Here is a 14,195-nt window from a genome sequence, read left to right as displayed (position 1 = left end):
GGGCGGGTAGGGACCGGTTCGTGTCCGGAAATCCCGGCTGAACACGATGAAAGCTCTGGTCGTCTACGATCCGCTGGGCAAATTGTTGTTCTGTGGCGAGACCCGTCCGGGCTCGATGCACGGCCTCACACAGATCCACCTCGCCGATCGCGGCCCGCTCGTACCGCAGACCCACAAACCGCGCCCCCCCTGAACCCAGTTCCGGTGACGGCCAGTCAGCGCTGGTGACGGGCCGCCGCGACTCTGACGCACGCCGCCCCGTCCTCATGAATCCTCAGCCTCAACACGAATGCCCGCCGCCTGCGCGAGACCGTAGGACAGGCTGATCAAATCCGTGTGATGAACGACAGCGCCTTTCCAACTGGTGAGGTCGCCGACGCCGGCCAGGTTGCAGCCACGAAAGCGGGTGCCCTCCATGGAGGCATGGTGGAACACCGCACTGGTCAGGTCGCAATCCCGGAACACCACCCCCCGCAGGTCCGCGTTGGTGAAGTCAGCGCTGTGAAGGTTGCATCCCGCGAATGTCACCGCGTCGAACGTCGTCATCCGCCACGCCGACAGATCCGCACGACACTCCGTCACCACAACGTCTCGCAGCACACCATCGGCCCAGGTCACACCCGTCATCCGGCACTGCGCCAGGCGTACCCGAGTCATGCTGCCACCGTCAGCGCGCACATTCGCCAGGCTGGAATCGGTCACCAAACAATCGGTCAACGTCACCTGGTCCAGCCGGGACGCGGACAGATCTGCGCCTCGGAGCCGACACTGCGCGAACGTCACGGACGACGCATCCTGATCGACCAGATTCGAGCTGTAGAAAGCCACCGCCTCCAGCTCCGACTCCGGCTCCAGTTCGACACCCTCAAACAGCGTCACCTCGGCCGGCGGCACCGGGCTTCGGGGCTCCTTCGCCTTCCGCGTAGCAGGTGAACAGACAGCGGATCCACGCCGGGCGGCCATAGCCTTCACCCTAGTGGCCTTGCTGTTGCTGGATCGACCGGCCTCATCGGCGTGTCTTGGTGTGGATGGCAGCGCCATACGTAGCGGCCCAGAGCGGCCCGGAGAAGACCACCCGGACGATGGCTATCGGTAGCGCTGCCAGACCGCCGATCGGTCGCCGGCCACGTAGGTACGCAGTCGGTGCCCCAAGGTCTGTGCTACTTCGGGTCGGCCTGTGAGCTTGTGAACACGCCGCCGCGCCCGGCGCCCGGTGCGCTCAGCCGGTCGCCTTGACCTCCAGCAGCCCCACCGACGCGGCGTTACCCTGCAACACCACCCGCAGTCGGGACGTGTTCACGGCGGAGAACGTCAGTCGGTTGTACTGGTTGAGCCCAATCGGATACCCGCTGGCCCCGGGCACGTCGGCGTAGGCGCTGCCGGTCCAGTACTGCAGCCGCCACGAGGCCGGCAACCGCACGCCCCCGTTGTCGTCGAAGAAGTACACCTCCGCCGCGCGCAGGGTCTGCGGGGACGACCAGGTCAGCTCCGCCCACTGCTCCCCCGCGTTCGGCCAGGTCCCCCACCGCGGGTTCACCGTGTCGTTCGACGACGGCGGGTCGATACCGTCGTTGAGTGCCGCCACCGACTCCCACGGTGAGGTGTACGACGCCGAGGGCGTCGCCGAGCCGGCCAGGTTCTCCGACGGCGGCGGGTTGCCCCCGCGGGCGTACAGCTTGACCTCGGTCAGACCGGTATGGAACCCGGACGCGTGGGTCAGTTGCACCCGGATGCGCTGGGTGGTGACCGCAGTGAAGCGAACCCGGTTGTAGTTGGCCCGCGGCACCGTCGGGCTCAGGACCTGTCGCGCCGCGGTAGCCCAGGCACTGCCGTTCCAGTACTGGACGGTGTACGACGCCGGCGCCCGGTAGCGGCTGCCGGCACGGTCGTCGCGGAAGTACAGCCACACGTCGTCGACGGTCCGGGACTGGCCGAAGTTGACCTCGTACCAGTCGGTGGCGTTCGGCGAGCCGAAGCTCCCCCAGATCGGTGCGTTGGTGGGAAATCCGTCGGTCGCGGCGCCGGTGGAGGTGCCCGAGGCGGTGTACGACGCCGACGTCGTCGCGCCCTGGGCGAGGTTGGGCGTGGTCGAGGCCAGGTCGACACCGGCCTTGGCGAACGTGCCGACCATCCGGGCGCTGGTGTGGCTGACGTCCTGCGGCAGCTGCAGTCCGGAGAAAGCCGCGCTGAAGGTGGTCGTACCGCCCGCCGGCAGGGTGACCGCGCCGGTGGCCGGGTCGTAGAGCACCCTGGTCAGTCGGTCCACGGTGGCGACCCGGTTCCCGTTGAGGTATATGGAGTAGCCCTGCGGGACTCCGGAATACCGGGTGACACCGTCGGCCGGGTCGTCCCACACCACGCTGAGGTTGGCGTTGCGGTAGCGCAGGTTGTTGACCGCGAAGTGGGACCAGCCGATGGGGATCGGATGCAGTTCGATCGTGTTGTCGGTGCGGGGCCGCAGGCCGGCCACGTCCTCGACAACCGTCCAGTTGCTGCTGCCGAGGATGTTGTGGTGGATCCAGGACCGGTAGGTGATCGACGAGCCGTTCCAGTTGGACCAGAACTCGTTGGCGTCCGGCCACTGGGTGTTGCCGTTGATGTACTGCGCCCAGGCGTTCCAGTAGAGCAGCTTCTTGTAGTGCTCCGCGGTCATCCACTGGTTGGGGTAGTTGCGCAGTACCGAGGAGTAGAGCCGGAACTGCACCGTCGAATTGATGGTGGAGAAGTTGTTGCTGCCGGGGTTGCCGGCGGCGGCCGCGGCGGCCTTGTCCCGCTGGTTGGCGGTGTAGAACGGGAAGATCGGATACTCGGCCGGGTCGTCGAACAGCCGGAGGGCTTCCCGGTACGTGGCGGTGTTCGGCATCAGCCCGACGGCGTACGGATAGTAGTTGTTGATCTCCTTCCACGGCACGTGGGTGTTGGTGGCCACGTGACGGTGCTCCAGCAGGCGTCGGCCCGGGTTCCACAGCACGTTGACGATGCCGTCGCGGATCCGGTTGGCCAGGGACTGCATTTCGGTGGCCTTGGCCGTGTTGCCGATCAGCGTGTACGCCTGGGCGGCAGCCAGCGCGTTGCTGTAGACGTACGCCCCCTCGGCGCGGTCGAGGTTGCCGGAGCGCCAGTGGAAGGACACCGCGTCGGCATCGTTACCGGTCATCGCTCCCCAGTCGTACTCGATCACCCCATTGTTGTTCGTGTCGTAGGTGGCAAGCTGGCCCTTGACGTCCGACTCGGCGTAGCGGGCGAGGTTGTGCAGCATCGCCGGCTGCCCACCGTGCAGCTGGTACGCCCGCCAGGCGGCCTCGGAGAGGTACTGGGTGTAGCTGTTCGACCAGTTCTCCGGGTCCCCGGGATTGTCCATGTACCGACCGTTGGCAGACGACTGCCCGACGGACAGCCAGGGCCCGTACGAGTAGATCGGGTTTCGTAGGTACTTCAGGTCGTCGACGTGCATCGGTTGGGTCAGCACGATGGCGTTGTTGTACCCGGTCACCCCTTCGATGGAGGTGGGGAACTGGAAGTCCTGGCCGGGGATGTCGACGTCGAGGTGGTTGAAGCGCATCAGCCACCAGCGGTAGTAGATGTTCTTCTTGATGGCCGGGTCCGGCACGTCGATGTAGGGCACGTTCTCCGCCCACCAGCGGTTGTACTCACGCACGTGGGTGGCGAACGCGTTCGCCGGGTTGGCGTCGCGGTAGCTGGCGTACTCGGTGAGCGACTCGGGGATCTCGTCGGTGACGAAGCCCATCTGCACCTTGGTGGTGATGCTCTGGCCCGCGCCGAGGCTGACTGAGCGGTTGAGGCCGCCGCTGCTGACGGTGAACCCGTCGCCGGACAACCGCGGCCGGATGGTGGTCAGGTTGTTCTTCACCTGCCGGCTGCCGGTCAGCTCGCCGCCGCTGCCCGAGGTGGCGTACGGCGAGGTGACCCGCAGCTGCACGGTGCTGCTGGCCGAGCCGGTGTTGGTCACGGTCAGGTTGGTCACCGCCACGTTCTGGTGGGTGATGAACTTCGTGACATCGATTCGCAGGCCGCTGCCGGTGTGCACGCTGCGCCAGTGGCTGGGGGCCTGCCAGCGCTGCGCCACCTGCTCGGTTACGGTGCCGGTGCCGGTGCCGGTGGTGATGGTGTAGGCGTTCTGGCTGCTGATGTTGTCCCAGTAGGCGGTGTTGCCGCCGAAGCCGATCACCGACGGGTTGTGGGTGTACATGAACAGCCCACGGCCCCGGGTCATCAGCCAGGTGCCGGCCGGGTCGTTGCCCGGCCGGGCGAGCAGCCGGTCCATCCAGAAGTCGGTGCCGCCACTTTCGGCGTCGTAGATGGCCTGCATGGTGTTGCCGGTGGAGTAGGCCACCGGCGGCGCCGGTACGGCCGGCCCCGAGAAGGTGGGGTAGCCGATGGTCTGCTCGGCGTGCGCGGGCCCGGTGGTGACGGCTAGGGTGCCCGCCGCCAGGGTCGCCGTGAGGAGGGTGGACAGGGTCGCGCGGAGGGGTCGACTTCTGCTCATGACTGGAACGCCATCCATTCCAGGACTCCGGTGGAGTAGCCGGCACGGGAGGTGATGCTCAGCCGCAGCCGAGTGGTGCTGACCGGGCTGAACGTGGTGACGTTGTACGTGTGACCCGCGACGCCGCAGGCCGACTGGTTGGGCACCGGGACGTAGCTGTTGCCGTTCCAGTACTGCACCTGGCAGGAGGCGGGCAGGTCGATGCCCTGGTCGTCGTCGAACCAGTAGGTGGCGGCTCGGTCGATGGTGCGGGCGCTCGGCCAGCGGTACTCGATCCACTGGGTGCCCTGCTGCGGCCAGTTGCCGTAGGCCAGGTTGCTGCGGTCGGCGGAGCTGGTCGGCACGCCGCCGTTGTTGATCGCGGCGAGGCTCTCCCAGGCTGAGACGTGCGAGGTGTCGGCTGTGGCGTCGGGCGCCAGGTTGGTGCCGGCCGGTGGCTGGGTTCCGCCGCCGGGGTTGGGCGGCGGGCCGGTGGTGGTCTGTACGACCGGCTGGATGGTGCCGTCGGCGTTGAAGTACATCCGGTCCACCGCTACCGAGCGGCGGAAGTTACCGCCGCCCGGCGCGTTGGCGTTGTGGTAGACCATGTACCACTGACCGTTCAACTGCGCCACGCCGGCGTGGTTGGTGGTCGAGGAGACCTGCCCGAGCACGACGCCACGGTGCGTCCACGGGCCCATCGGATTGGTCGCGGTGGCGTAGCGCTGACAGGCGTAGCTCGACGAGGTGACGCAGCCCTGGGTGTCGTTCGCCGCGTAGATCATGTAGTAGAGACCGTTGCGCCTGAACATGAACGGGGCCTCCCAAAAGCTAGTCAGCCCCTGCGGGGTGACCACCGAGCCCACCGTGTCGATCATGTTGCTGGCCAGCCGGACCGCCCGTGGCCCCCAGTAGCCGCCCCAGTACAGGTAGGCCTGGCCGTCGTCGTCGACGAAGACGGTGGGGTCGATGTTCAACGGCGACGAGTTCGGGGTGCTGTCGCTGATCAACGGCCCTCCCTTGGCGTCGGTGAACGGGCCGAGAGGACTGTCCGCGACGGCGACCCCGATGTTCATCCAACCCGCACCGTTGCCGTTGACCGATGTGTACCAGTAGTACCGGCCGTTGCGGTATTCGACCTCGCTGGCCCAGGCATCGGCCCCCGCCCACGGGAACGTACCGATGTTCGCCCGGGCACCGTGGTGGGTCCAGTTCGCCGCGTCGGTGGAGGACAAGACGTGCCACTCGCGCATGACGAAGTTGTTGTTGCCCGGCGCGGCCTCGTCCCGGCCGGCGTAGACGTACATCGTGTTGCCGACAACGAGCGGCGCGGGGTCGGCGGTGTAGATGGAGGTGATGATGGGGTTGGCGGCCGAGGCGGGCGGGGTGAGGGTCAGGCTCGCGGCCAGCGCCGCGGCACAGCCGGCGGCCAGGACGCGGACCACGGGTCGTCGTCGCATGGGGGTCTCCTGTCAGGAGGAACCGGACGGGTGGCGCAGGGGCCGGGGAACCGAGTGCCGTTGCCAGCGGTTGCGGTGCGAGCGGTCCCCGGCGACGGCGGGCGGGAGTAGACCCGGTATCCGTCGCTCGCGGCGACAGGTGGGGTTCGCCGCGGCATCGGGCGCGATCGCGGTCGTCTGCGAGAGCGAGGGCTCCGGCGGGGGGCGGCCGACAGGAGGGTGGACGACATGAATCCCTCCGAGAGATCGACATCCATCACTTCCCGCCGTTAGCGTGCAGCACGAAAACGGTTTCGGCAAGATGCCGGTGAGGTGAACTTTTACCATCCTCGATGGCTTCTCCGCTTTCCCCGCGACCACGCCGCGCACTACGCTTGCGGGCAGCGGAGGGCAGGAAGCGACTGACGGCCATCCTGAAAAAGCTTCCGAAAGGGTTTCGATGGGCCGAGGACGATTCCAGTCAGTAACCCTGAGCGACGTGGCCAACCGCGCCGGCGTCTCCGTCGCCACCGCCTCCAAAGCGCTGAACAGCCGCGCGGAGGTCGCCCCGGCCACCAGGGAACGGGTCCTGCGGGTCGCCGCCGAGCTGTCCTTCCAGCCGAACGTGCTGGCCCGCGGCCTGATCTCGGGGCGCACCCGCACGGTCGGGCTGCTCACCGACGAACTTGGCGGCCGGTTCGCCATCCCCATCCTGCTCGGCACCGAGAACGCCCTCGGCAACGGGCAGATGTCCGTCCTGTTGTGCGACGCCCGCGGCGACGGGATCCGCCGCCAGCACTACATCCGCACCCTGCTGGCGCGCCAGGTCGACGGGTTCATCGTGGTCGGCGACAGCAACGACCTGCGCCCGTCGTTGACCCAGGACATCCCGGTCCCGGTGGTGTACGCATACGCGGAGTCGACCGACCCGCGCGATCTGTCGATCGTCGCCGATGACGAGGGCGGCGCCCGGCTCGCCGCCGAGCACCTGGTGTCCCAGGGCCGGCGCCGGATCGGGCACCTCACCGGACCGGACACCTATCGCGCGGCCCGCGACCGGGCGGCCGGGCTGCGAACGGTGCTCGCCGAGGCGGGACTCGCCCTCGCCGGCGACCCGCTCTACGGCGAATGGTCGCAACGGTGGGGCCGGCACGCCGCCCGGCTGCTGCTGGCCGCCCGGCCGGACCTGGACGCGATCTTCTGCGGCAACGACCAGATCGCCGCCGGCGCCGCCGACACGCTGCGCGACCTCGGCCGGCGGATCCCAGACGACGTGGCAATCGTCGGGTACGACAACTGGGAGTTCTTCGCCGCCGACTGCCGCCCGCCCCTGACCACCGTGGACCTCAATCTCGAACAGCTCGGCGCCGCCGCGGTGAACCACCTCTTCGCCGCCCTGGACGGCAATCCCGGCACCGGTGTCATCCGGCAGCCCGGCCGCCTCGTGGTACGCGAGTCCACCGGGCCCGCACGACACCGCTGAACCTATTGGGGCGGCGGGCACGGGCGTTCGCCTGCCACCGCGCCGACGCGTCGCGGGACCGAAGGCCTTTTCCATCTTCCGACCAGCCCGACGGCGTGGTCGCTGCTGGTGATGGGGACGGCTCGGCCTACCGGGCCGTTGGCAGTGATCACCGAAAGCGGTTTCGGGTCACACCTGGGCCAGCCTCGGTAACGTCCCGCCGGCCGCCACAGCTGCATCGAAACCCGACATGTCCACCTGGGGCAGCGCAGGGCAACCGTGTCACCTTTGTCTACGAAAACCATTTCGGCAAGAGGTAACGCCGAATTCCGCCGATGCTTGCGAACCCCACCGCATGGCACTTGCTACCGCCCCGCGCCGCACTTAGCTTGCATGGAAGCCAATCAATGCCCCCTGGGTGCTCGATGCCGGCGGACACTCGGGCCGACCACTGGAGGACCGCCCATGACATCGCCCAGAACCGGCGCGCGACTCGTGATCGCGGTGATCGCTACGCTGGCCACCGCCGGCGGCGCAGTGCTGACGACCGCCGGGGCGCAGGCCGCCGCCCCCGGCTGCCGGGTCGACTACCGGATCACCAATCAGTGGACCGGCGGCTTCGGCGCCGACGTCACAGTCACCAATCTCGGTGATCCGATCAACGGCTGGACACTGACCTGGACGTATACCGCCGGGCAGCGCATCAGCCAGGCGTGGAACGCCACCATCACCCAGAGCGGCAACCAGGTCACCGCCACCAACCTCAGCTACAACGGCGCCCTGAGCACCGGAGCGCGCACGTCGTTCGGCTTCAACGGTTCCTGGAGCGGAAACAACCCGGCGCCAACCTCGTTCGCCGTCAACGGTGTGACGTGCACCGGCGCGCCGGGTACGCCGGCACCAACCACCTCGGCACCCACCCCGACCACGCCGCCGCCCACCAGCGGCTGGAACCCGCCGGCCCATCTGGTGACCCCGCTAGACCAGGTCTGGCGGCACGTGGAGGAGACCTACAACAACGGAAACCTGTACGGGTTCCGGAACTTCGGCTGGGACCAGGTCATGGCCAACCGGGGTTACCTCAACTTCTGTGTCCGGTGGGACTCCAGCGCCACCGTCACCGCCGCCCAGCGCGACCAGATCCACGCCACGCTCGCCCGGCAGTACAAGAAGTGGATGGACATCATGGTCGGCCACAACGGCTGGCCCTACGACAACGTGCCGATCAAGGTTGTCGGCTGGGCGGTGCGCGACCGCAACCAGCTGCAGTGGTCCGACAGCTCGGTCGACATCTACGTCAACAACATCCGGGAAAACGCTCCGCAGTGCTCCGAGGGCTGCGGACGGTACTCCAACCAGAACGGCCAGTACCCCAACTGCCCCGGCGGCGCCAGTCGGCACTACGACCAGTCGCTGTGGCTGACCGACGGCTTCGGCGGCGGCGCCGGCGGTGACTGGGGCCAGCGAATGGGCCGCGAGTACTACATGGCCAACCTCAATGCCGAGAACATGACCATCCTGCTGCACGAGATCGGCCACACCTTCGGCCTTGACGACTTCTACGACTGGACCCCCAGTGGCGTCGGCGGGTTCATCATGAAGGCCGGCAGCTCCGCCTCGATCACCGAGTTCGACGCCTGGATGCTCCGCGACTGGTGGCGCCACCTCAAGAACCGCTACGGCTACTGAACCACCGCCCCGGGGCCCGGCCAGCCTCCGGCCCCGGGGCGGTCGACCCGCACCCGGTGCGCGGACGCCGAACCTAGCCGATGGGCAGGGTCGACTCGCGAATCACGACGCGACCGGGGAACTCCTCCGAGCTGGGAACGGCACCATCGATAGCCGCGAAAAGCCGTTTGCCGGCCACCGCGCCGAGGTGTTTCAGGTTCATGTCGATGCTGGTCACGCGCGGACGAGCGTGGGCGGCAATCGCCTCCCAGTTGTCGAAGCCGATCACCGAGATCGCGCGGGGCACGTCACGTCCGACGTCGCGCAGCGTCTCCAGCACGCCGCGGGCAATCTGGTCGCTGCCGCAGAAGATGCCGTCGACCTCGGGATGTTGCTCAACGACCATCCGTGCCGCGGCCCGCCCCCAGGACTCGTCCCACGACCCGAAGTACGGCCGGTCGCCGACCATGCTCAGGCCCGCGGCGGCGAGCGTCGCCGCCGCGCCGGCGGCACGGTCCCGGGCCGCCTGGAACCCGGCCTCACCGGTGATGTGGGCGATGCTGCGCCGGCCACACGCCAGCAGATGTTCGATGGCAAGCCGTCCACCGCCCACGTTGTCGACCGTGATCGAGATATCGGCCGGATCCGCGGACGGGGCGTAGACATAGACGACCGGTACGGGGATGTTGCCGGCCAGTGGCGGGCGGGGGTCGGTGCGGGAGCCGACGACTATCAGGCCGTCCACCCGCCGGGACAGCAGCGCCTGTACGTGGTGCTTCTCCCGGATCGCGTCACCGCGCGCATCGCACAAAAAGACCGAGACCTGACCCGCCCCGAAGGCGTCCTCCGCGCCCATGAGGATGGGAATCGAGAAGCGCCCCTCCAGGTCGCTTGTCAACAGGCCGACCGTCCCGGTCCGGCCACTGAGCAGTCCGCGGGCCAGGGCGTTCGGCGCGAAGGACAGCAACTCCGCCGCCTCCAGCACCCGAACCCTGGTGGCCGCCCTCACCTCGCCTCGCCCGTTGATGGCCTTCGACGCGGTGGCAACCGACACTCCGGCGAGCCTGGCCACATCGGTGAGCCTGGGCGGGCGGTTGGCGGGGACCGCGGACTCGGTGGTCATGCGATGCTTCCTCCCAGCGACCGTCACAGGCAGGGTGCTCGTCGATGAGCTGCTGACCGCGGAGCCGGGCAGCCCTCAAAACAGTCAGCCCTTGGTGGAAACACATCCTAAAACGTTTTCAGCGGTGTTCCGGCATGGTTACGGCCCCGTCGCACCTTCAGCCCGTCTCGTGCGGAGCGCTCACCGGGATCCAGACGCGCATCGTCGACGGCCCGCGATTGGCCCAGGCGCGGTACTCCACCAGCGGCACCGTGTAGATTTCCTCGCCGACCACCCCCGCCGACCCGGCCGCGTCGGTGTGGTAGGGCCATTCGTGATCCCGCAGCCGTACCCGCCGGCAGCTCACCGTGACCCTGCCGTCGACCACCCTGGGCGGCTGGCTGGTGTCGACGCGAAGCTCGTCGACGTTCTCGACACCCGGGACGTCCACAGACTCCAGAGCGAGCACGAGCGGACCGTGCTCCACGGCGACACAGCCACGGATCGCGTCGATGCGAGGATCCGGGTAGGTGAACCGAGGTGCCACCGGCAGGGCCAGCAGGACCTCGTCGCCTCGCCGCCACCTCCGCCGCTCGGTGACCATGCCCGGGCCGACCGGCCGGGTCGCCCCGTCGACGGTCACCGTGGCACCCTGGCCCGCCCAGCCCGGCACCCGCAACGACAGCGACCAGGGGTCGTCGTGGTCACTGTCGATCCGCACCCGGACCTCCCCGCCATGGGGGTAGTCGGTGGCAATGGTGAGGCACAGGTACCGCCCGTCGGCCCGGCGATGCTCGACGGTGCCGGGCATGTACTGGTGAAGCTGGAGGCCTTCGTCGTCGGACGTGGCGACATACGCCGTCAAGCTGGCCAGGGTGCGGGCCACGTTGGTCGGACAGCAGGAAACCTCGAACCAGGGAGCCCGCATCGACGCCGCCGCGCGAAGGCTCGGCCGGTCGACGTCGGTGGGGGTGCCGAGCTCACGACGGTGCAGGGTGTTGGTGTAGAAGAAGCTCCGCCCGTCGGCCGACGGCGAGGTCGACACCACGTTCAGCAGCGTCCTGTCGATGAGATCGGCGTACCGGGAATCGCCGTCGGCGAGCAGTAGCCGCCACGCGAGCATCACCGAGCCGACCCCGGCGCAGGTCTCGGAGTAGGCGCGGTCGGGGGGCAGCATCCAGTCCTCGCCGAACGCTTCGTCCTGGTGGCGGGAGCCCTGTCCCCCGGTGACGTACGTGCGCCGCGCCACCGTGTTCTCCCACTGGGCGCGGACCGCGTCCAGCAGGATGACGTCCTTCAGCTCGACGGCGACGTCAACGGCGCCGGCGGCGAGGTAGTTTGCCCTTACCGCGTGCCCACGCAGAACGGTCGCCTCCCGGACGGGCAGGTCGTCCTGGAAGTACTCCCGGCCGAACTCCACATCGCTGAGCCGGCCGTGGCCCCGCCGGTCGACGAAGCGAGCAGCCTGGGCCAGGTAGCGGTCATCACCGGTGGCCCGGGCGAACTCCACCAGAGCTGTCTCGATCACCGGATGCCCGCAGATGCTGTCGATGCCGTCGGGCCCGAATGTCTCGCACACGTTGTCGGCGGCACGGCGGGCGACCTCGCGAAGCCCGTCGTCCGCGTCCGGCCGGGTCCGGATGCGGGCGACCGCCGCCTGCAGAAGATGACCGACGCAGTAGAGCTCGTGGCCCCACTCCAGGTCGGACCACCGCGGTGCCTGCCCTGACCGGCCGAACCTGGTGTTGAGATAACCGTCGGGCTCCTGCGCCCCGGCCACCCGCAGCACTATGGCCCGGAACCTGGACTCAAGACCGGCATCGCCGGTCCGGCCGATCTCCCACGCCAAGGCTTCGAGGAACTTGTAGACTTCCGAATCGGAGAACTCGCGCCCGCGGCGCTGCCGGGAAGGTTCACCCCGCACAACAAGGTCGAAGTTCCGGATCCAGCCTTCCCGTTCGAGCCAGTGCCCGATGTGCTCGAGGGTGGCGGCGCTGTTGATCGACTGCCGCTCTGCCCAGAAACCGCTGGAGAGCCGAAATCCGGTCAACCCCAATGGCCGATACCGACCGCGGATCGGCAGGACAGGTGCGGCGATCGGTGCGGTGCCGCTCATGCTCACCCCTTCAGCGCGCCGGACATGAAGCCGCGCACGTAGTGTCGTTGAAGCATCAGGAACAGAACGATGCACGGCAGGGCGAGAACGACGACGCCCGCTTCGGTCGCCCCGTAGTCGACGACACCCTGGACCTGACCGCGCAGATTGGACACCGCGAGCGGAAGGGTCATGCGTTCGCTGTCGTTGATGAGGATCAGCGGCGCCACGAAGTCGTTCCAGGCGGCGAGGAACGCGAACAGGCCGACGGTGATCAGACCCGGCTTCACCGCAGGCAGCAACACTCGCCACAGTGCGCTGAACGACGAACACCCGTCGACCAGCGCTGCCTCATCGAGCTCGCGCGGCACCGCCTCGAAGGAGATGCGCATCAGAAAGGTGGAGAACGGCAACTGGAACATCGTGAGCACGAGGGCCACGCCGACCAGGGAGTTCTGCAGCCCTACCTGATTGAGCAGCACGTAGAGCGGGATCAGCAACGTCGCGTAAGGAACCATCAGGATGGCAAGCGTGACCAGGAACAGCAGGTTCTTGCCGGGAAAGCGGAACCGCGCGAACGCGTAACCGCCGAAGAAGGAGACCAGCAGCGTCAGGGCGACCGTGAGCAAAGAGACGAACGCCGAGTTCGCGAGGTAGCGCCAGATGCCGGCCTGATAGTGAGCCAACGTCTGGTAGTTGCCGAACCCCCAGCCCTCCACCTGGTTCGTGCCGGCTTGCGGGGCGACCGAGGCTACCGCCGTCCAGATGAGCGGAGCCAGGAAGATGAGTCCCAGGGCTCCGGTGAATACCCAGTACGGCGTGCGCAGGGCGACACCGGCGATGGTGACGCCGTTCGATCGGCGGGGCACGGCCGCCTCGGCGACGCGGCGCCGCGGTGATCGGCCGGCAGCGGTCGAGCTGGAACGGGAAACAGCGGCCATCGGCGTCAACTCTCCTCGGACCGGAAGGCACGCAGCTGCAGTGCATTGACGAAGATCAGGGCCACCAGCACGATGAGGGAGAGCGCCGCCGCGACACCGAGGTCGTTCTGCCCTTGGAACGCCACCATGTAGATGAGCTGGACAATGGTGATCGTGCTATTGTCCGGGCCGCCCTTGGTGAGGATGTAGAACTGCTCGAAGGCGAGCAGCGAGCCGGTCACGCAGAGCACGGTCGTCAGTGCCAGCGTCGGGCGTAGCAGCGGCAGGGTGACCATCCGGAAGATCTGCCATCGGCTGGCACCGTCCGAACGGGCGGCCTCGAACACATCCGCCGGTATGCCCTGCAGGCCGACGAGCATGAGCACCATGTAGAAGCCGGCGTAGCGCCACACGATGAGGAAGGTCGTGGAGAAGAGTGCCGCGTTCGGTGAACCGAGGAAGGTGAAGCCCAGGGCATCCATCACGGGTGCCAGCGGGCTCGCGTACGGTGAATAGAGCACATAGAACAACAGGGACGCCGAAGCCAGCCCGAGGGCGCCGGGAATCAGGAACGACGCACGCAGCAGGTTGTTCCAGCGTCCCGACTCCTGTACCAGCAGGGCCAGTCCCAACCCGAGAGCCAGCAGCAGCGCGGTCGCGAGGAGGGTGTACTTGACGGTGAACACCACCGAGTCGGCGAAGAAGCGGTGGTTGATCGCCTTCACGAAGTTGTCCGGGGCATTGACTCCCTGGTCGCCGGTCAGCAGCGGCCACCTCGACACCGCCATCCTGATGACGAGCAGCAGCGGCACAGCGAACAGCGCCACGACGAACACCGCGGTCGGTGCCGCGTAGAGCCAGCCGAGCAGGCCCTGGCGGCCACGGGGACGGACGCGGCCACGGATCGCCGCACCGGGCGAGCGAGACGGCGTGGTGACTCTCATGGGAACCTCTCGTACTCGGCGGGGTGGGCGGTCGACGCATCCGGGTCGTGTCCCGCCGCAGCGGGTGCCAACCCAAAGC

Annotated in this window: 9 protein-coding genes; 2 read left to right on the top strand and 7 right to left on the bottom strand. The window is 68.2% G+C overall.

Translation table 11 applies throughout. From position 1 onward, the window contains the following. Positions 1-264: 264 nt before the first annotated feature. The 3 genes from E1165_RS23465 to E1165_RS23450 all read right to left on the bottom strand — a co-directional run bounded on the left by E1165_RS23465 (position 265) and on the right by E1165_RS23450 (position 5,946). Complete coding sequence (locus E1165_RS23465) at positions 265-963, bottom strand: pentapeptide repeat-containing protein (RefSeq protein WP_132393918.1); 699 nt, start codon at positions 961-963, stop codon at positions 265-267. Between the two features lie 256 nt (positions 964-1,219). Next, a complete protein-coding gene (locus tag E1165_RS23455; RefSeq protein WP_132393917.1) occupies positions 1,220-4,507 on the bottom strand; it encodes a discoidin domain-containing protein in 3,288 nt (1,095 codons plus the stop codon). Beyond that, positions 4,504-5,946, bottom strand: coding sequence for a family 43 glycosylhydrolase (locus E1165_RS23450; RefSeq protein ID WP_132393916.1), 1,443 nt, complete (start codon positions 5,944-5,946; stop codon positions 4,504-4,506). Before E1165_RS23450 ends, E1165_RS23455 begins: the two co-directional genes overlap by 4 nt. 439 nt (positions 5,947-6,385) lie before the next feature. Here E1165_RS23450 and E1165_RS23445 point away from each other — a divergent pair, with 439 nt between their 5' ends. Both E1165_RS23445 and E1165_RS23440 read left to right on the top strand, forming a co-directional pair. Further along, the gene (locus E1165_RS23445) at positions 6,386-7,408 is read left to right on the top strand and encodes a LacI family DNA-binding transcriptional regulator (protein ID WP_132393915.1); all 1,023 of its coding nucleotides are present in this window, start codon (positions 6,386-6,388) and stop codon (positions 7,406-7,408) included. Positions 7,409-7,852: 444 nt separating this feature from the next. Beyond that, a complete protein-coding gene (locus E1165_RS23440; protein ID WP_132393914.1) occupies positions 7,853-9,076 on the top strand; it encodes a cellulose-binding domain-containing protein in 1,224 nt (407 codons plus the stop codon). Between the two features lie 73 nt (positions 9,077-9,149). Here the strand turns inward: E1165_RS23440 and E1165_RS23435 are convergent, their stop codons facing one another. From E1165_RS23435 to E1165_RS23420, 4 genes are all read right to left on the bottom strand, one after another. Next, a complete protein-coding gene (locus E1165_RS23435) occupies positions 9,150-10,178 on the bottom strand; it encodes a LacI family DNA-binding transcriptional regulator (RefSeq protein ID WP_132393913.1) in 1,029 nt (342 codons plus the stop codon). Between the two features lie 157 nt (positions 10,179-10,335). Further along, positions 10,336-12,273, bottom strand: coding sequence for a glycoside hydrolase family 127 protein (locus tag E1165_RS23430; RefSeq protein ID WP_132393912.1), 1,938 nt, complete (start codon positions 12,271-12,273; stop codon positions 10,336-10,338). A 2-nt stretch (positions 12,274-12,275) separates the two neighbouring features. Continuing rightward, positions 12,276-13,193 (bottom strand): carbohydrate ABC transporter permease, encoded by a 918-nt coding sequence (locus E1165_RS23425; protein WP_132393911.1) that lies wholly within the window; start codon positions 13,191-13,193, stop codon positions 12,276-12,278. Positions 13,194-13,198: 5 nt separating this feature from the next. Then, positions 13,199-13,999 carry a carbohydrate ABC transporter permease gene (locus tag E1165_RS23420; protein WP_243704952.1) on the bottom strand — a complete coding sequence of 267 codons (801 nt, stop codon included), beginning with the start codon at positions 13,997-13,999 and terminating at the stop codon, positions 13,199-13,201. Positions 14,000-14,195: the final 196 nt, after the last annotated feature.

Origin of the sequence: Micromonospora sp. KC723 (assembly GCF_004348595.1) — a bacterium.
GTDB lineage: Bacteria > Actinomycetota > Actinomycetes > Mycobacteriales > Micromonosporaceae > Micromonospora.
Note: the sequence above shows the minus strand (reverse complement) of the source record. Positions and strands in the feature narration are given on the sequence as shown.

Excerpts from the sequence above, each read along its gene's own strand:
- E1165_RS23465 (WP_132393918.1), bottom strand. The coding sequence starts at position 963 with ATGGCCGCCCGGCGTGGATCCGCTGTCTGTTCACCTGCTACGCGGAAG.
- E1165_RS23455 (WP_132393917.1), bottom strand. The coding sequence starts at position 4,507 with ATGAGCAGAAGTCGACCCCTCCGCGCGACCCTGTCCACCCTCCTCACG.
- E1165_RS23450 (WP_132393916.1), bottom strand. The coding sequence starts at position 5,946 with ATGCGACGACGACCCGTGGTCCGCGTCCTGGCCGCCGGCTGTGCCGCG.
- E1165_RS23445 (WP_132393915.1), top strand. The coding sequence starts at position 6,386 with ATGGGCCGAGGACGATTCCAGTCAGTAACCCTGAGCGACGTGGCCAAC.
- E1165_RS23440 (WP_132393914.1), top strand. The coding sequence starts at position 7,853 with ATGACATCGCCCAGAACCGGCGCGCGACTCGTGATCGCGGTGATCGCT.
- E1165_RS23435 (WP_132393913.1), bottom strand. The coding sequence starts at position 10,178 with ATGACCACCGAGTCCGCGGTCCCCGCCAACCGCCCGCCCAGGCTCACC.
- E1165_RS23430 (WP_132393912.1), bottom strand. The coding sequence starts at position 12,273 with ATGAGCGGCACCGCACCGATCGCCGCACCTGTCCTGCCGATCCGCGGT.
- E1165_RS23425 (WP_132393911.1), bottom strand. The coding sequence starts at position 13,193 with ATGGCCGCTGTTTCCCGTTCCAGCTCGACCGCTGCCGGCCGATCACCG.